This is a genomic window from Amycolatopsis sp. NPDC058986, from assembly GCF_042741125.1.
Lineage (GTDB): Bacteria > Actinomycetota > Actinomycetes > Mycobacteriales > Pseudonocardiaceae > Amycolatopsis.
This window is the reverse complement of the sequence record NZ_JBHYJW010000048.1, coordinates 60065-77933: the sequence shown is the minus strand read 5'-3', so window position 1 is coordinate 77933 and position 17869 is coordinate 60065. Positions and strand designations below refer to the sequence as shown.

At 69.7% G+C, this 17869-nt stretch carries 12 protein-coding genes; 7 read left to right on the top strand and 5 right to left on the bottom strand.

All coding sequences use genetic code 11. The features are described from left to right. Nucleotides 1-38: 38 nt before the first annotated feature. From ACFW0G_RS33290 to ACFW0G_RS33275, 4 genes are all read right to left on the bottom strand, one after another. Nucleotides 39-4100 (bottom strand): S8 family serine peptidase, encoded by a 4062-nt coding sequence (locus ACFW0G_RS33290; RefSeq protein WP_378329428.1) that lies wholly within the window; start codon nt 4098-4100, stop codon nt 39-41. Nucleotides 4101-4315: 215 nt separating this feature from the next. Then, nucleotides 4316-4951: a lamin tail domain-containing protein gene (locus ACFW0G_RS33285; protein WP_378329427.1), complete on the bottom strand. Its 636-nt coding sequence runs from the start codon at nt 4949-4951 to the stop codon at nt 4316-4318. Between the two features lie 151 nt (nt 4952-5102). After that, complete coding sequence (locus ACFW0G_RS33280) at nt 5103-5447, bottom strand: helix-turn-helix transcriptional regulator (RefSeq protein ID WP_378329426.1); 345 nt, start codon at nt 5445-5447, stop codon at nt 5103-5105. A 93-nt stretch (nt 5448-5540) separates the two neighbouring features. Further along, nucleotides 5541-6218: a response regulator gene (locus ACFW0G_RS33275; protein WP_378329425.1), complete on the bottom strand. Its 678-nt coding sequence runs from the start codon at nt 6216-6218 to the stop codon at nt 5541-5543. Between the two features lie 757 nt (nt 6219-6975). Between ACFW0G_RS33275 and ACFW0G_RS33270 the strand changes: the two genes are divergently transcribed. The 3 genes from ACFW0G_RS33270 to ACFW0G_RS33260 all read left to right on the top strand — a co-directional run bounded on the left by ACFW0G_RS33270 (nt 6976) and on the right by ACFW0G_RS33260 (nt 10651). After that, the gene (locus ACFW0G_RS33270) at nt 6976-8097 is read left to right on the top strand and encodes a 5-methyltetrahydropteroyltriglutamate--homocysteine S-methyltransferase (protein WP_378329423.1); all 1122 of its coding nucleotides are present in this window, start codon (nt 6976-6978) and stop codon (nt 8095-8097) included. Nucleotides 8098-8225: 128 nt separating this feature from the next. Continuing rightward, the gene (locus ACFW0G_RS33265) at nt 8226-8864 is read left to right on the top strand and encodes an HNH endonuclease family protein (RefSeq protein ID WP_378329422.1); all 639 of its coding nucleotides are present in this window, start codon (nt 8226-8228) and stop codon (nt 8862-8864) included. A gap of 311 nt (nt 8865-9175) precedes the next feature. Continuing rightward, entirely contained in the window at nt 9176-10651 is a 1476-nt protein-coding gene (locus tag ACFW0G_RS33260) for a DUF1996 domain-containing protein (protein WP_378329430.1), read from the top strand. Nucleotides 10652-10689: 38 nt separating this feature from the next. Here the strand turns inward: ACFW0G_RS33260 and ACFW0G_RS33255 are convergent, their stop codons facing one another. Further along, on the bottom strand, nt 10690-11427 hold the full coding sequence (locus ACFW0G_RS33255; RefSeq protein WP_378329421.1) for an MBL fold metallo-hydrolase: 738 nt from the start codon (nt 11425-11427) through the stop codon (nt 10690-10692). A 184-nt stretch (nt 11428-11611) separates the two neighbouring features. On the opposite strand from ACFW0G_RS33255, the gene ACFW0G_RS33250 reads away from it, so the two are divergent. The 4 genes from ACFW0G_RS33250 (at nt 11612) to ACFW0G_RS33235 (ending at nt 17625) form a co-directional block, all read left to right on the top strand. Then, on the top strand, nt 11612-12265 hold the full coding sequence (locus tag ACFW0G_RS33250) for a hypothetical protein (RefSeq protein ID WP_378329420.1): 654 nt from the start codon (nt 11612-11614) through the stop codon (nt 12263-12265). A 355-nt stretch (nt 12266-12620) separates the two neighbouring features. After that, nucleotides 12621-12779 carry a hypothetical protein gene (locus ACFW0G_RS33245; RefSeq protein ID WP_378329419.1) on the top strand — a complete coding sequence of 53 codons (159 nt, stop codon included), beginning with the start codon at nt 12621-12623 and terminating at the stop codon, nt 12777-12779. A gap of 101 nt (nt 12780-12880) precedes the next feature. After that, on the top strand, nt 12881-14116 hold the full coding sequence (locus tag ACFW0G_RS33240) for an amidohydrolase family protein (protein WP_378329418.1): 1236 nt from the start codon (nt 12881-12883) through the stop codon (nt 14114-14116). Nucleotides 14117-14277: 161 nt separating this feature from the next. Further along, nucleotides 14278-17625, top strand: coding sequence for a serine hydrolase (locus ACFW0G_RS33235; protein WP_378329417.1), 3348 nt, complete (start codon nt 14278-14280; stop codon nt 17623-17625). The last annotated feature ends 244 nt before the right edge of the window (nt 17626-17869 follow it).

The following is a 17869-nucleotide window of genomic DNA, read 5'->3' as shown; positions in this document are numbered from 1 at the left end:
ACCCTGCCGGGTTTCCCCGGCCCCGCGCGGCCGGATGCTCAGCGAGCGCGGGAGGACACGGCCGCCAACGGAGCGGTCAGGCCGTAGGCTCGCTGAACGGTCTGCGTCACGGTGTTCCCGGACGCGTCACGGGCTTCGGCGCGGAGCCAGACGGCTCCGTCGGCGCCGGGCGACGCGGGATGGGTGACGGTCACCGACCACACCCCGTTCCCGCGTGGCTTCGCCGCCGCCTCCGTCCACGTCTTCCCGCCGTCGGCCGACGACGAGATCTTCAACCCGGTCACCGGACCGCCCCGTGACCCGCTGTGTCCCGCCGCGGCCACGTCGAACGTGAACGCGGTACCGGTGAGGGCGCGGTTGGTGACGTCGAGCGGCAGCCGGTAGTCCAGCTGGATCAGCGGCTGGAACGAACACGCCGTGCCCGCCGGGTAGCAGGCGAATCCCACCGGCACCGGCGATGCCGAGCGGGCCGAGGTGAACGTCCACGAGGTGTCCGTCCGCGTGCCGTACTGGAACAACGTCGTGCTCGGCGCGCCGATTTCCGCCTTCGGGGACAGCACATCCGTCACGTCCAGCCGGTACGTCGCCTTTTCGGGCGCCAGCCGGAACAGCGGGACCAGCGCGAGCGGATCGTCCTTGTTGGACTGCGGGATTTCGGTCCCGTCCCGGTAAAGCCGCGTCGTCGAGGTCGCGAAGTACCGGGCGTTCTCGTACGGGCTGGTGAAGTGCCCGGCCCCGCCGAGCCCGTCGACCCACTGCATGGCGGGCACGAACAGGTCGGGATCGTCGCCGCCCCGGCACAGCGAGCAGGCCACCTGCCACCCGGCGGCGGTCGCCGGATAGCGCGCGGGATGGTCGGGCTGCAGTTCGACGGCGGTGTTCCGCAGCGCCGCGCCGAACCAGTGCTCGTCGGGCCGGGTCCGCTCGCCGGGCCGGTAGACGTCCTGCTGGTTCATCGCCAGCGACGCGCGCTTGGCCGTCTTGTCCGTCCCGGACAGGGTCACGACGCGCTTCCAGACCATCCGCTCGTCGGCGGGGCCGGTGTACTCGGTCCAGGTGCCCGGCACCGGGATCTGCGTGCCCTGCACCGGTTGGGTCTTCCAGAGCCCTTCCGGGAACGGGTACCAGGTCTTCTGCCCGCTCAGGCCGGGCCGGTCGGCGTGGTACGACGTCTTCGTCGCGACCAGCGTCTTCGGGTCCACCTGCCGGATGTGATCCTTCGACACCCCGTTGGGATCGAGGTAGCTCAGGTTGTACATCGCGTCCGGGGTGGCCCGGACCCGCAGGTGCAGCGAGACGGAACCGGTGGTGCGCAAGGATTCTCCCTGCTCCCAGTCCGGTGAGAGGGTGGGCAGGGCCGAACTGGTGAGGCCGGGGATCGCCAGCGCTCCCGGCAGGCCGGGGTAGGGGAGCAGCGCGGCAGCGCCCGCGCCGGCGGCGGCCTTGGCCGCCACCACCGCGCCCGCCGCCAGCGTCCCCGGCACGTCCGGGTCGTCGGACGACACGGGGATCCTGGCCAGCACCGCCTTGCCCTTGACGTCCAGTTTGGCGAGGTCCTCGGGCCTGCCCGCCTCGCCGAAGACGACCGGCAGTGACCGGTCACCCGGCCACTTCGCGGTCAGCGTCGGCACGTCGTAGGCGGTGGTCAAGGCGCCCGATCGGAGGCCGTCGGCCGTCAGTTCGACGGCGGACTGGGCCAGCGTCGCGGTGTCCTGCAACGAAATCGACCCGCGCGCGGTACCCGCGACCGGGGTCACGTGGACGTCGAAGTCACCGCTGCTCGCCACGAAACCGGACTCGCCGATGTAGTCGGCCGTTCCCGGACCCGGCGGGATCACGCGACGTAACATCACCGTGCGGTCGCGCTGATCGGTCGGGGCAGGGGTCACGAGTCGCACGGGTACGGTGTCGACGGCGCTCAACCGGATTTCCGACGTCGTGGGCACGCGGAGTTCGGACGCGCTCAGCGCGGACCACTGGCGCACCTTCGGCCCGCGTTCGTACGTCCAGCCCAGCGCCGAGTAGGTCCCGGCGGGCACCGAGAACCTGGCCACGCCGTTCACCAGGTCGGCGCGGCGGCTGATCTGGTCCTGGAACGGGTCGTTGCGGGTCGCCGCGCCCGCGGAGTCGTCGATCAGTTCCGCCGAGGCGAGTTGTGCGGGGCCACCGGTGGAATCGAACATCCGCAGGGTCACCGGGTACAGCTGGGCGGCGTTGTAGGTGCTGATCGGGGTGCGCACCGCCGTGGCCTTGTCGGCGGTCGTGGCCACCACCGTCCCGCCGTAGACCCCGGCCGGGCCGGTGTCGGGATAGTCGGTCAGGTGCACGGTTTTCGTGCTCTTCGGCGGAATCGTCACCGACGTCGTGTCCAGCTTGATCCCGTCGGCGGCGGTCTTGCCGTCCCACGCGCGCGCGGACAGGCCGAGTTCCAGCGCGAGCGGCTGGTCCCCGCTGTTGGCATAGGTCAGTTCACGCGTGACCGGAGCCGTCGCCCGCTGGTCCCGTTCGGTGCGGCCGAAACTCGTCACCGCGGGGCCGATCACCGTGCGGGTGACGGCCTTGCCGACGTCGACCACCCCGGCGCCCTGCTCGTACCAGCGCAGCCCGGCGTCCTTGGCGGTGGTCACCACGAGGTTCTTGAGCGTCTCACCGGACAGGCCCGGGTGTTGCTGGAGCAGGATAGCGGCGCTCCCGGTGACGTACGGCGTGGCCATGGAGGTGCCCGAAGCGCTGGTGTAGTCGGCGTCGACCGGGTCGCCCATGCTCGTGCCCGCCGCGCGGGCGGCCGTGATGTCCACGCCGGGCGCGGTGATCTCGGGCTTCACGAGCGCGTCGCCGAGACGCGGGCCCCGGCTGCTGAACGAGGCGAGCGCGTTCTTGCCGTCCACCGCGCCCACGGTCAGCGCGGAGGTCGCGGCGCCGGGACTGGTGATCGTCCGGTCGCCGGAGCCCGCGTTGCCCGCCGCGACCACGAACAAGGTCCCGGACTTGGCCGAAAGCTTGTCGATCTCCTGGCTCAGCGGGTCGGTGCCGTCGGTGACCCCGGCGCCGAGGCTGAGGTTGACGATCTTCGCGCCCTGGGCCACCGCCCAGTCGACGCCAGCGACGACCTGGGCGGTGTCGCCCTGACCGTCGGCGCCGAACACCTTCGCCACCATCAGCTTGGCGTCCGGTGCCACCCCCTTGAACCGCCCGCCGGAGGCAGCGCCGGTCCCGGCGGCGATCGAGGCGACGTGCGTGCCGTGGCCGTGCCGGTCCACGGTGTCGCCCTCCCCGCTGAAGTCCGCGGCGGCGACCGTCTTGCCCTTCAGGTCGGGGTGGTTCTCGTCGAGCCCGGTGTCCACGACGGCGATCGTGGTCCCGGCCCCGGTCAGCCCGGACTGCCACGCCACCGGCGCGCCGATCTGCGCGGTCCCGCTGGTGCCCCTGTCCTGGGACACGTGGACCCGCTTGTCCGCCACGACCCGGGAAATTCCTTGCTGTAGCGCGGGTTCACCCCGGGCATCGTGGGTGGCGAGGGAGCGCCAGAACTCGGCCGTTCCGGTTTTGCGCACCTGCATCCCGACGCTGTTGAGCGTCGTGAGCGGAAGGTGCCGCTCGGTCTGGGGGAGTGGTCGCGCCCGGTTTTCCAGCGCGGTGGCCGACAGTGGCGCCGGGTCGCCATATCCGGTGATGACCGGGATCGTCGCGCTGGACGCGTCGTCGCGGCCGTCCCGCACGAGCGCCGTGACGTTGAACAGATCCCGGCCGAGCTGCCCGCGGCCGACGAACGGGAGCGCGTCGGAGGGGTAGACCTCGAGGCCGTCGGCGGTGGTCGTGATCTGGAAGGTGGGCGGCGGCTGGTCGAGCCGCGCGGCGGGCTCGACACGGGCGGTACGGTGGCCGGCGGTGTCCTCCTCGTAGACGACCACGTCGCCGGTGAGCAGGGTGACCCGGTGTGTCTCGGCGTGGCCGGGCCGCGCGGCGGGATCGCCGGGAGCGGGGACCGCCCTGGCGATCGCCGTGCCAGGGGAAAGGACGAGCACGGTCGCGGCCGCCAGTGTCGTCGGCGCGCGGAGGTACCGCCGGTGCGCGGAACGGGAGCGGGTGAACATCGGCATCACTCTCCTCGGCTGCCGCGGCGGGACCGCCGGACGCGGCTGCCGCGGGTGAGTGCTGTCGAGGATGAGCCACCGGTATGCCGAAGAACATGACTCTCAGTGGCGGCCTGTCGCCGTTGGCGACACAGCGCCACGAAAACGAGTCACAAAGAAGGGCCCGAGCCGCCACGGTGGCGGCTCGGGCCCGTTGTCTCCCTTGCGTCAGGTGTCAGCGATCAGTTGTCGGCGCCGGGGGTGCGCTGGTGCAGCGAGAAGTCGACGCGGTTGTTGTCGGTGTCCGTGCTGAGGACGTCGCGGGCGTTCGCCACGTTCTTCTGCTCGGTCGTCTGGCTCTCCGGCACCGCGGGCTGGCCTTCGCGCGCGGAGGTGACGGCCATGCTGAATCCGATGCCGTCGACCTTCACACCCGTCTGGTTGAGCAGCGCCACGCCGCCGGTCGACGGGATGGCCTGGTCACCCATGAGGTTGAACGGCACGACGTTGGTCTGGTCCTGGATCGTGCCCGAGAAGTTCTTCGCGACCAGTACCGCGTACTGGCCCAGGTTGTCGCGCGGCTGCAGCTGCAGGCCCGCGGGCAGCGCGATGGTGTCGATCAGGTTGTTCGACGGCCCGTAGATCCGGAGCACGTAGCCGGTCAGGTCCACCACGCGCGGCGACACGTTGCGGAGCTCGACGAACTGGTCCTGCAGGCCGTTCTGGCCGCGGGTCGAGATCTCGTTGATCACCACGGTCGTGGAGGCGGTGGGCTGGGCTTCGGGCGAGGTGCCCTCGGTGGCGCTCGCGGCGCCGCCACCGAGGAACGTCGTCGCCAGAATCGCCAGCGCGGCCGAACCGCTCAACAGTCGACGCATGCCAATTGTCCTTTCCTGGAAAGGGTGGGATGTATTTCGTCGGGGGATTTTCTTCACCGGGGTCTTCCCGGCTTATTCCATTGTCGCCGGGATGGGCGGGAATCATAAGGGGCCAGTTTTCCGGGGACCCTTTCGCTCCCGCCCATTGCCCTCAATCGCGGCGGGCGCGCCGGTGTTCCCGTGCCACGGACGCCGCGGCGTCGAGGTCGTGGCAGGGCATGTCCAGCACGTCACTGAGCCAGTGCCGCCAGTACGGCCCGGGGATCCGCTTGCCGCGCTCCCAGCGGGAGACGTCTTCGCGCGTGACGCTGCCGTTGCCGGACAACGTGAACAGCTCGTGGGCGAGGTCGCATTGGGACCAGCCCTTGGCGATCCGGCGTTCGGCGAGCAGACTGCGGATCTCGGCCGCCGCGCGGTCCGCCTCCCCGGCGGCACCTCGCCCGGCCCGTGGGTCCGGTGTTCCTTTTCTTTCCCTGATCAACGTTGAAATGATCACGAAATCCAGGATAGAAATGGTGTACCCGGCGCACAGGATGCGCCGGGTACCCAGTCTTGTGATGATCGAGTACTCGCGGTACGAGGCCGCGATTCAGTTGTTCCGAGCGGCCGTCACGGTGTCCTCCGATTCGCCGACAGGTGAGGTCCCGCCGGTGAAATCGAATGACTTGAACAGTTCCTTGCGGCTGCCGTAGCCCAGTTTCTGCAATATCCGGCTGACGTAGTTCTTCACGGTCTGCCTGGCGAGGTGCAGTTCGCCGGCGATCTCGTCGTTGGACCACCGGCAGAGCACGAGCGCCAGCACCTCCTCCTCCCGGCCGGTCAGCGTCGTGCCGGTGTGCTGCGTGGCCTCGCCGACCGCGCCGGTCGGTTCGGTGCCCAGCACCCAGGCGCGCTGCCCGGCCAGTGTCGAGCGGACCGCCTCCATCAACAGGTTCCGGTCGGCCGATTTGTGCACGAAGCTGTCGGCGCCCGCGTTCAGCGCGGTGGCGACGGCGGCGGGCGAGGAGTCGCCGGAGAACACCAGCACGGCCGCGTTGTCGAGGCGTTCCTTGGCGAACTGGCAGATTCCCGCGCCCGCGGGCTCGCCCGAGATCGACAGTTCGGTGATGACCATCCGCGGATGGGTTCGCTCGCATTGCCGCAGCGCTTCGGTTTCGCTGCCCGCTTCGGTGACCGCCCGTACTTCGGCGGAGTTCTCGAGCAGCAGGCGGAGCGCGTATCTGATCAGCGGCTGATCGTCCACTACCAGCGTCGTGACGTGGTCCATGTGGTCCCCTTGGTGTCAGGTCGTGAGAACTACAACGTGAACCGAGGGCGGCAAGCAGAGGCGAAAGTCCTGACTTCGCGGGGCGGGTGGCACCCGGAGGTACGAGCACTCTTCGACCTCGATCACGTTCGCGCGGTGCGCGAGCCGGGCGGTCGCGGGCGCTACCGGAGCAGCTCGCGGCCGCCGGGAGGGACGGGCGGAAGAGGCGATCCCGTGGACGGTATGGCCGCCTGCGTGGTCACTTTCCTGACCGAACGCACGAAATCATCCCTTTCCCATCCTTGAAGTGCGCGCGAGATGTGAACGGCATGTTTATACCCCGGTGTGTTGAAGGATCGTCACCGCCGTTCGAGTGGTGGGGAGTGGTCAAATGGTCAACCTTTATCGAACGCACTCGTACGGCCGCAAGGGAGGGATCCGGTGGGCTAACCGGATCGTTGTCGCCCCCGATTCGCTTCGGGTTTCGCGGTTTTGTTACAGTGTTCACCGGAAATTCGGACCCGGCGTGGTCCGGTGGAGCATACGGGTCGGACATCCGGAGTAACGGCTGGTTTCCACGCACTTCCCGACTGCGCGCGGGGAACCCGGCCGGTGCGGCTCTGTCGTCGCCGTGGCGCCGCATGGGCAAGGGAAAATGATTCCGCATTCGCGAGGGCACGAATACCGGAATTGTTTCCGGTACGTTTTCGCGAGGCGGTGGATGCCGGGTGAGGGGCGGGCTTGCCTTCCCCCGGGGTGATCACCCACCATGGGACGTATGACTCCGCGCGTGACACCGCCGTTCCGTGCCGACCACGTGGGCAGCCTGCTGCGGCCACCGGCCCTGCGGCGAGCGCGGGACGACTTCGCGAAGTCGCTGATCAGCGGGGAAGAGCTCGGAACGGCCGAGGACGCGGCGATCCGGGACGTCGTCGCGCTGCAGCGCGCGGCGGGGCTGCGCTCGGCCACCGACGGCGAGTTCCGCCGGTCTTCCTGGCACATGGACTTCATCCATCGGCTGCGCGGGATCGGCAGGAGCGAACGGAAGCTCCACGTCACCTTCCACAACGCGGACGGCGACGTCGAATTCACCCCGGCAGGGCTCGAGGTCACCGGAAAGATCGGTCTCGACGACGTCGTCTTCGGCGAGCACTTCACGTTCCTGAAGTCCATTGTGGACCCATCGGTGACGCCGAAGCAGACGATCCCGTCGCCCAGCATGGTCTACTACCGCGGTGGGCGGGCCGCCGTCGACGAGTCGGTGTACCCGGATCTCGAGGAGTTCTACGAGGATCTCGCGAAGGCGTACGCCGAGGAGATCGCCGGTCTGGCCGCTCTGGGCTGCACCTACCTGCAGCTCGACGACACCAGCCTCGCCTACCTGAACGACCCCGGGCAGCGTGCGATGGTCGCGCGCATGGGCGGTGACCCGGACAAGCAGCACGTACGGAACATCGCGACCATGAACGCCGCGCTGCGCGGCAGGCCGGCCGGGCTGCGGGTGACGACCCACCTGTGCCGGGGCAACTTCCGGTCCTCGTGGGTCGCGGAGGGCGGCTACGACTTCGTCGCGGACGCGTTGTTCTCCGAACTCGACGTCGACGGCTATTTCCTCGAATTCGACGATGAGCGCTCCGGCGGGTTCGAGCCGCTGCGTTTGGTGCCCCCTGGAAAATACGTCGTGCTCGGGCTCGTCACGACCAAGCGGGGCGAGCTGGAGAGTGTCGACTCCCTGCGACGGCGGATCGACGAGGCCGCGCGGTATGTCGACCTCGACCAGCTGTGCCTGTCCCCGCAATGCGGGTTCTCCTCGACCGAGGAGGGCAACGACCTGACACTCGACGAACAGAAGGCGAAGCTCGAACGCGTCGTGGAAACCGCCGCGCTCGTCTGGGGCTGACGCCGGGCGGGTGAGCCTGCACCACCGCGGCCGTCCCGAACGGCGGATCGACACCCGCGTCCGCGAATGGCGAAAATGAACCGGCACGGCAATTCTGTCCTGCGTCACGGAACTGTCAGGAGAACACCGTGAATGTCGCCAGAATACTCCGCCTGTTCATTTTCGCGTTACTTGCCGCACTTGCCGGTGTCATCGGGGTCACCGGTTATGCGAGTGCGACCCCGCCGAACATCCCCGACGCGCCGACGGCCAAGGCCGAACTCACCGCGCTCCGCGTCGCGGAAGACGGCTCGATGGACGGATACTCCCGGACGAAGTTCCCGCACTGGATCGACCAGGGGGACGACTGCAATACCCGCGAAGTCGTCCTGAAGCGCGACGGCACGGACGTGACCGTCGACGAGGACTGCCGTCCGATATCGGGCAGCTGGCGCAGCCCGTACGACGGCGAGACCTGGGATTCCCCTTCCGACATCGACATCGACCACCTCGTCCCGCTCGCCGACGCGTGGCGGACCGGAGCGGCGTCCTGGACGACGGCGAAACGGCGTGCGTTCGCCAACGACCTGACGGGCCCGCAGCTGATCGCGGTGACGAACTACGTGAACCGGGAAAAAGGGGACAAGACTCCCGACGAATGGAAACCGCCGCTCGTGTCGTACTGGTGCACCTACGCGAAAATGTGGACGCACGTCAAGCACAAGTGGCAGCTCACCATCACCTCGGCGGAGAAGAGCGCGCTCACGGCCATGCTCGCCCGCTGCTGACCGGCCGCTACGACGTCGCCGCCGGGTGGCGCTCGATCCCGCTGGACTCGCGCTGGACGGATCGAGCGGTCGCCCTGGCGGCGGCCCCTCTGTGAAGATAACGAAACGGTAACGGCGGCGTCGCGGGTGAACCACGGCGCCCGCGTGCTCGTATCAACCAGCGATGTCGCACGAATTCCGCTGCCACGTCACCCCCGGATCCGGGACGGAATCCTTTTTCGATCGGACGAGGTGAGAAAGCCGAAGCTGGTTGTTCCATCGATGACCCCTGCCCTTTTTTGGTTTTCATGAATAGTGAGGTGACGAAGTCGATGGCGCAACGCAACGGGCGGCATCGGGTATCCCGCCGCGCGAAGTTCGTGACCGCGGCGATCGCCCTGCCCGTCCTGGTCGGCGCGACGCTGGTGACCGTCACGACGGTCGGCAAACCCGGCGACGCCAGTGCCGACGCCGTGGACGGCTCGTTCTTCGTGGACATCACGAAGGTCCGGCCGAACGTCAACGGTCCGAACCAGCGGGAAAGCGCTTCCCGAGGCACCTTCACGGTGGACTGCGGAAAGAACGAGAACGGCCATTTCAACCCCGACAACTTCATCGCGCAGCCGGGCGTCAAGAACGGGGCCCAGCATCTGCACGACTACGTCGGGAATCTTTCCACCAACGCCGATTCCAGCAACAAAAGCCTGCTGAAGGCCGGGACCACCTGCAGGAACGGGGACAAGTCGGCGTACTTCTGGCCCGTCGTCCGGATCGATCGCGAGGACGGCGGGAAGAACTCGCCCGCGGGGGAGGAGAAACGGCAGCGACGTGATCAGCAGGCCAGGGACGGCAAGGACAAGACCGCCCCCCGCGTCGACTGCCCCGACGTCGCCAGCGAACTGCCGGACGAGATCCCCGATCAGGCACAGCAGGAGATCACCGCGAACCTCGACGACCTCGACCAGCGGACCGACGAGGCCAACCAGCGACTGGAGGCGGCGCGGGGCCAGGGCGGCTCGGAGTTCGTCCGCACCGCCATCCTCGAACCCCTTGCCGCGCACCGGAAAGCGGTCATCGACCGGATCGCCGCCGCGATCGGCCGGCAGCCGCAGGACCTCGGCCGCCTGGCTCCCTGTGCGCTGAAGGACCAGGCCAACCGGCAGGGACTCGGCGATGGCGCCGACAACAGCGACACCGCGCAGGCCGAGGGTGCCGGGACGAGCAGTGGCCAGACACTGGGGGAGGAGAACGACAATCTCGACCTCGACGGCAATGACGGCGAGATCCAGCGGCCCGCGACCGTCGCGCTGACCTTCCGGGGCAGCCCGGCGGGCCGGGTCACCGCGATGCCGCGTTTCCTGCGGGTGCTCTACGGCGACGCGAAGGTGACCACCAACGGCCCGAAGAACGCCCGGGACTCGTGGACCTGCACCGGGTTCGAGAACCGCGTGGTGATCGGCAAGTACCCGATCTGCCCGCGAGGCAGCCGGGTCGAGCGGATCCACGACTTCCCGAGCTGCTGGGACGGCAAGCGGATCGACTCGGCCAACCATCGCGACCACATCGTCTTCCCCGGCCGCGACGGGCGCTGCAAACGGGGGTTCAAGGCGGTGCCGCAGCTGCGGGTGACGCTGACCTACGACATCCCGCCGGACGTCCAGCGGAATCGTCAGTACAAAGTGGACTCTTTCCCCGAGGAGAAGCACAACCCCGCCTCGGATCACGACGACTTCGCCAACGTGATGTCCCAGAGCATCATGAACCGCGTCGTGGCGTGCATCAACAAGGGCAGGACGTGCCGCGAATGACGGCCGCGCCGGGCCGGGCCCGCGGGGGCGGGCCCGGCTCAGGTGGTCAGCACCATGCCGTCGTCGGCGACCTCCCACGCGCTCAGATCCGCCGCGAGCGCGGTGGGCGAGAGATGGGTGAGCACCAGACGGCGGCAGGTGAGGCGCCGGCGATGCTCGGCGAGCGTGCCCAGGTCGAGATGCCAGCGCACCGGGGTGGGCGTGTATCCCTCGCAGAGGAAGACGTCGGCGCCCGCCGAGGCGTCGAGAAGCGCGTCGGTCCACTCGGTGTCCCCGGAATACGCCATGACGGCGCCGCTTTCGGCGTCCTCGACGCGGAGGGCGTACGCGGGCGCCCCGGACGCGTGCCGCACCTCGAACGGTGTCGCCGTGAAGCGCTCGGTCCGGAACGGAGTCCGGTCGTCGTGCTCCGCCACGTGCACCGAGAACCGGCGCTCGACCTCGCTCGAGCCGGGGTAGCAGACCTCCATCGCGGCCGTGAGCCGTTCGCGGGTGCCGGGCGGCCCGACGACGGTCAGATCGCGGGTGCGCCGGCGGAACTGGCCGTCGAGAACGAGGAACGGAAGTCCGCCGAAGTGGTCCGCGTGCAGGTGGCTGATCAGTACCGTCTCGATGGCGTTCGTGGCGATCCGCCTGCGCCGCATCGCCACGAGACTGGTGGATCCGCAGTCGACCAGGGTGTGCGCGGTGGAATTCGTATCCGCGAGCGCGATACACGTCTGAAACCGCCCTCCGGAGCCGAACGCGTCACCGCTGCCCGCCACCGTGATGTCCATGGCCGGATCCGCCTCCCCGCCGATCGCTTCCTGTCATGGTCGTCCCCGCCGCTGACCAGGGGCAACCCGGTGACGACGTGGCTGCTCAGTGTTAACTGTGGCCGACGACACTCTGGCGTGACATCGCCGTGTCCGTTTCGTAATGTTGCGCGAGCTTCGGCCCCGAATTGGTGAGTGATCGAAAATGTCCGGACGACATCGCAAGCAGAAGAGCACTTCCTGGAGACTGCCCGCCGGTCTGGCGGCCGCCGTCGCCGCGGCACTGCCCGCGACGGTCTGGCTGACCACCGGCAGCGCCCCCGCGGTGCAGCCCGGCGGCGCCGCGCTCGCCCTGCAGGCACCGCCGCCCCCGACCAGCTCCGCTTCGAGCACGGCACCGCCCCCGCCCACCACGAGCGCGACGCCCACGAGCACGACGTCGTCGCCTCCGCCACCGCCCACCACGGCCACCCCCAAGACCTCCGCGACGCCCGAACCCGCGTCGTGCTCGACCACACTCGCCGGGACCAAGCCCCACGTCGCGCAGGTCGGTAACCACGTCAAGGCGAAGTTCGGCGTCAAGACCGTCGGCGGCGCGAACGGGCGCGGCGGCGGTGGTGAGCATCCTCTCGGGCTCGCCCTCGACTTCATGGTGGACACCGCCACCGGCAACCAGCTCGCGGAATACGTCCTGGCCAACCAGAAGGCGTTCGGCGTCACGTACGTGATCTGGCGGCAGCGCTACAACGACGGCAGCGGCTGGTCGATGATGGAGGACCGCGGCGGCACCACCGCCAACCACTACGACCACGTCCACGTGTCGTTTTCGCCGAGCGCCAAGGTGTCCGTGACCTGTTAGTACGCGCTGACGTGCACGCGGATACCACGTCATGACGATCGCCGGGCTCGGCGCCTGCCTTTTCGTGCGGCGCGAGTCCTGCCGCACGCTCGGCGATGTCCCGCACGTCGCGACCGGCGAGAACGCTGGGTGAGCAGTTGCGAAATCTCGGACATGAGCAGCGCCCGGCGGCGCGACCACCTAGCCGTCACGGTCACGCTCACCGAGTCGGATTCGGCTCACCTGCTGGCGACCCTGCGGTCCGGTGCGCTGGACGCCGCGGTCGTCGCCCCGGCCACCGATCAGCTTTTAGCACAGCATCGGCGCGCGAGCCACCGTCGACGAAGCCTGCGCCGCGGCGGGCTTCTCGGCGAAGGTGGCGTTCGAAGCCAGCGAACCCGCGGACCTGCACGTCCTCGAGATCCGTGAACCCGCGCTCCGCGGGCGCATCGCGCTCGCCTGGCGTGCGGCCGGGCCGGCCGGACCCGCCGCGCGAGCGCTGCTCGACCACCTCCGCGCCACGCTCGCCGGGTAGCCGCCCACTGTCCACTGTGCACAGTGGGGTCGACGATCCGGCTCGGCGCTGGCAATCTCGGAACCGGGAGTGTCGGCGTGCGTACGCGAAGAGGAGATGCGATGGACTCGGCTCTGTGGCTGGACGGTGCGGTCGTCGTCGACGGCACCGGGCGGGATCCCCTGCCCGGCACGGGCGTTCTGGTCGAGAACGGCCGGATCACCCGGGTCGGAGGTGACCGGCCTGCCCGGTCGGGAGTCCTCGACTGCACCGGGTTGACGCTCACCCCAGGGCTCATCGACGCGCACGTGCACCTCGGGCTGTCCAGCCCGGTCGACGCCAGTCTTCGGTACGAGCTGTCGGTCGCCGAACTCGCGGCCGACATCTTCGACAGCTGCGGGCAGACGCTGGACGCCGGGTTCACCACCGTCCGGGACACCGGCGGGATCGACGGCGGGCTGGTGCGCGCCGTCGAGCGGGGCAGGGTCCGCGGCCCCCGGATCCTGCCGTGTGGCCCGGTGCTGTGCCAGACCGGCGGGCACGGGCACTTCGCCGCGGACTGGGAGCCGGTGAAGCTGTGGTCCGAACGCGATGTGCCCGGCCTCTGCGGTCTTTCACTGCTGTGCGACGGCCCGGATTCGATGCGCCGCAACGCCCGCGAGGCGTTCCGGCGCGGCGCCACGTTCCTGAAGCTCTGCGTCACCGGCGGTGTCGTGTCCCGGCACGACAAGCTGAGCGATACCCAGTTCAGCGTCGAGGAGATCGCGGCGGCGGTTGGGGAGGCAGCGGCCCGGGGCACGTACGTGACCGTGCACGCGCACAACAACGCGGGCCTGCGGAACGCGGTGCGCGCCGGCGCGAAGTGTGTCGAGCACGGGTCGGAGATCGACGAGGAGACCGCGGCCCTGATGGCCGCCGAAGGGGTCGCGCACGTGCCGACGTTGAGCGTGGTGGAGAAGCTGGCGTCGGACGCCGAGTCGACCGGCTTGTCGGCCGACATCGCCGCGCGGCTCGGCTCCGTGCGCGACGGCCAGATCGCGGGGCTGCTCGCCTCGCGGGCCGCCGGCGTGCGCGTGGGGCTCGGCTCGGACCTCTTCGGCCCCGGCCAGGGCGCGCGTGGTTCCGAACTGGTGCTGCGTGCGAAGGTCGAGCCCGCGATGGCCGTCCTGGTGTCGGCGACCCGCGACAACGCGGAGATCCTCGGTATCGGCCAAGAGGTCGGCACGATCGAGCCGGGCAAGCTCGCCGACCTCGTCGCGTTCGAAGGCGATCCGCTGGCCGAGCCCGCGATCTTCGGCGACCGGTCGCGGGTCGTGCTCGTGCTGCGGGAAGGCCGGATACTCAAGGACCGCCGCTGACATCGGTTGGTGGAGCACACAATCCGGGCAGCCGCCTTTCGGGCGAATCGACGAGGTGGGCCGTGCGCGGCATTCCTACGCTCGGGATGGTGAATCGCCGGGCGCCGACGCAGCCGCTTCGGCCCTGTGCGCCGGGACCCCGCCTCAGCTAGGGAGAACTCATGGCCGAGCTTCGCCGACCCGCCCTGTCCGACCTTGCCCGGTTCGCGGTGCCGTCGGATCCCACGATCTCTCCTGATGGCACCCGGGTCGTGTACGTCCTGCGCACGGTCGATGCCGACGCCGACGAGAACGTCGACCGGCTCTGGCTGGCCACGACGTCTGGCGAGGCGCCGCGCGAGCTGACCACCGGACGCGCCGACAGCGGCCCGCGCTTCTCTCCGGACGGCACCAGCGTCGCGTTCCTGCGGGCGCAGGACGGTCCTCAGCAGTTGTGGCGGCTCCGGCTGGACGGCGGTGAACCCGAACGGCTGACCGAATTGCCGCTGGGTGCCGGTACGCCGGTGTGGAGCCCCGACGGCAAGCGGATCGCGTTCTCCGCTCCGGTCGACCTGGCCGCGACGTCCGGCGAGACCGAGCAGGCGCGAGATGCGCGGGCAGCTGCGCCGCTCACGCAGGATCGCCTGTTCCACAAGCTCGACGGCGCGGGGCGGCTGCGTGAAGTCCGGCAGCACGTCTTCGTCCTCGACCTCGGCGACCGCTCGGTGAAGCAGGTGACGAGCGGTGACTTCCACGCGAGCACTCCGGCGTGGTCGCCGGACGGTGGGAAACTGGTCTACGGCAGCGGGCTCGCGGCCGACGCGGATCTCAGCGGCGAGTCTTCGGCGTACGTGCTGCGCCTCTCGGACGACGAGGCCGAACCCCGGCGGATCGGGCCACCTGGCGGCACGGTGAGCGCGGTGAACTGGGCGGGCGCGGACATCCTGCTCGTCTGCGCGCCCGACACCGAGGTGCGCAACGCCCGGCTCGCGCGGGTCGATCCGGACACCGGGGATCTCGAGTACCTGACCACAGGGCTCGACCGCAATGTCATGCCCGGTGCGGGTGGCTACCCGGGCGCGCTCCCGCAGCCCTGGGCGGAGGACATCTTGTTCTGCGCCAGGGATCGCGGCTGCACACAGCTTTACACTACCGGTGCCGCGGGGACGAGGAAGCTGATCGACGGGAACCGCGTCGTGTCCGGGCTTTCCGTGGCGGGCTCGGCCGGCGTCGCGGCGGTTGTGGTGTCCACAGTGGACTCGGCGGGGGAGATCTCGCTCCTGGACCCGGCGTCCGGGGAGCTCACACCCCTCACGTCGCACACCGCGGAGGCGTTCGGCGACGTCGAGTTGTTCACTCCGGTGGAGCGCACGTTCGCTGTCTCCGACGGCGGCGAGGTGCACGGCTGGCTGGTGCGCGACCCCGCGGCGATCGGGCCGCTCCCGTTGCTGGTGGACGTGCATGGTGGACCGCACAACGCGTGGAGCCCGGTGCGCGACCCGGCGCACCTGTACCACCAGGTGCTGGCCGCGCGCGGCTGGGCGGTGCTGCTGCTCAACCCGCGAGCCAGCGACGGCTACGGTGAAGACTTCCTGCGCGGCGCGGTGGGAGCGTGGGGTGAGGCGGACGAACGCGACTTCCTCGAGCCGGTGGACCAGTTGGTCGCCGACGGGACCGCGGACCCGAAGCGCCTGGCGTTGTGCGGTTACAGCTACGGCGGCTACATGGCCTGCTGGCTGCCGACCCGCACCGGCCGCTTCGCCGCCGTCGTGGCAGGCGGCGTCGTCAGCGACCTGGTGAGCATGGCCGGCACATCCGACGCCGGATCGATGTTGTTCCGGTCCGAAATTGGGGGGACATTCTGGGACGACCCCGCGCGGTTCGCCGCGCTGTCGCCGATCGCGCAGGTCGGCAAGGTCACCAGCCCGACGCTCGTGCTGCACGGCGAGGCGGACGAGCGGTGCCCGGTCGGTCAGGCCGAACAGTGGTTCGGCGCGCTGCGTGCGCGCGACGTCCCCGCGGAGCTCGTGCTCTACCCGGGCGCGTCGCATCTGTTCATCCTCAACGGAAGGCCCTCGCACCGAGCCGACTACAACCGGCGCGTCGTCGACTGGGTCGTGCGGCACACCCGTACCGCCGCGCGGGACGGGGCGGTGTCCGCCGCGGTGCCCCTGGATCAGGCGTACTGGCAGCGGCGGCTGGATCTGCTCGCCGAGGAACACGGGATTGTCGGGGCGTCGCTGGCGATCCACTTCGGCGAAGAGACCGCCGAAGCCGCGTACGGGGTGGTGAACAAGCGCACCGAGGTGCCCGCGACCCCTGACTCGATCTTCCAGATCGGCTCGATCTCGAAGGTGTACACGGCGACTGTCGCCATGCGGCTGGTGGACGAGGGCAAGCTGAGCCTGGACGCGCCGGTCGTCGACGTGCTGCCCGATCTGGTGCTCACCGACCCGGAGGTGACGAAGCGGGTCACGCTGCGCCATCTGCTGACCCACACCAGCGGGATCGACGGGGACGTCTTCACCGACACCGGCCGGGGCGACGACTGCGTCGAACGGTACGTCGCCGGCCTCGCCGAGGTCGCCCAGAATCACCCGATCGACGCGACCTGGTCGTACTGCAACTCCGGGTTCGTGCTGGCCGGCCGGATGATCGAACGGGTCACCGGGCTGGTCTGGGACGAAGCCATGCGCGAGCTGCTGTTCCGCCCGCTCGGGCTGACGGCGACCGTGACCCTGCCCGAGGAGGCGTTGCTGCACAACGCCGCGCTGGGGCACGTGAACGGTAAGGACGGTGTGCCGGTACCCGCGCCGCGCTGGGAGATCCCACGTTCCTCCGGCCCCGCGGGGACCATCAGCGCCAGTGCGCGGGAAGTCCTCGAGTTCGCCCGGATGCACCTGCGCGGGGGATTGGCGGCCGACGGCACCCGCGTGCTCTCGGAGGCGCTCACCGCCGACATGCGGCGGAACCAGGTCACTTTGCCGGAAGGGGTGGGCCTGGCGGACTCGTGGGGGCTCGGCTGGTTCCGGCACCACTGGCAGGGCCACGAGATCGTCGGCCACGACGGCGGGACGATCGGTCAGATCGCGTGCCTGCGGATCCTGCCGGAGCGGGATCTCGCGGTGTGCCTGCTGACCAACGGCGGGCCCGCGCGCGACCTCTACAACGCCTTGTACCGCGAGATCTTCCGCGACCTCGTGGACGTGGAGATGTCCCCGCCCTTCGGGAAACCCGATGTTCCGGCGTCCGTGGACGCCGCGAGCGTCACCGGCGTGTACGAACGGGCAGGCGTCCGGCTCGACGTGTTCGAAGAGGACGCCGCGGTGCGGATGCGCGTGACCCAGACCGGTGCGATGGCCGAGCTGGGGGCCGCCGAACCGATGGTGCTGGATCTGCTTCCCGATTCGGAAAACCGATACCTGGCGCGCATGCCCGGTGAGCGGCAGTGGACGCCCGTGTTGTTCTACCGGCTCGCCGACGGAACTCCGTACGTCCACTTCGGTGGCCGTGCCGCACCGAAGCTCTGAGGCTCGCGGTGTCTCCTCGGCTATATCCCTTGGCCGGGGAGGCACCGCTCCGACGAGTCCACCCGTCTTCCGCGCGAGTTCTCCGTTCGCGTGCGTGAGTTCCACATTCAGTCTCCGATGTCGTTGGTGTGCCGGGGTTCCAGGTATGGCTTCGCTGTGAGGCGGAGGCCGGCGCTCTCCTTCAATCACGTTTACCAGACCCGGAGCGAGTGGTCATCCTTGCCGGTCCGAGTTCGTGCTTCTT

Excerpts from the sequence above, each read along its gene's own strand:
- ACFW0G_RS33275 (WP_378329425.1), bottom strand. The coding sequence starts at position 6,218 with ATGGACCACGTCACGACGCTGGTAGTGGACGATCAGCCGCTGATCAGA.
- ACFW0G_RS33255 (WP_378329421.1), bottom strand. The coding sequence starts at position 11,427 with ATGGACATCACGGTGGCGGGCAGCGGTGACGCGTTCGGCTCCGGAGGG.
- ACFW0G_RS33235 (WP_378329417.1), top strand. The coding sequence starts at position 14,278 with ATGGCCGAGCTTCGCCGACCCGCCCTGTCCGACCTTGCCCGGTTCGCG.
- ACFW0G_RS33260 (WP_378329430.1), top strand. The coding sequence starts at position 9,176 with ATGGCGCAACGCAACGGGCGGCATCGGGTATCCCGCCGCGCGAAGTTC.
- ACFW0G_RS33270 (WP_378329423.1), top strand. The coding sequence starts at position 6,976 with ATGACTCCGCGCGTGACACCGCCGTTCCGTGCCGACCACGTGGGCAGC.
- ACFW0G_RS33285 (WP_378329427.1), bottom strand. The coding sequence starts at position 4,951 with ATGCGTCGACTGTTGAGCGGTTCGGCCGCGCTGGCGATTCTGGCGACG.
- ACFW0G_RS33250 (WP_378329420.1), top strand. The coding sequence starts at position 11,612 with ATGTCCGGACGACATCGCAAGCAGAAGAGCACTTCCTGGAGACTGCCC.
- ACFW0G_RS33240 (WP_378329418.1), top strand. The coding sequence starts at position 12,881 with ATGGACTCGGCTCTGTGGCTGGACGGTGCGGTCGTCGTCGACGGCACC.
- ACFW0G_RS33290 (WP_378329428.1), bottom strand. The coding sequence starts at position 4,100 with ATGCCGATGTTCACCCGCTCCCGTTCCGCGCACCGGCGGTACCTCCGC.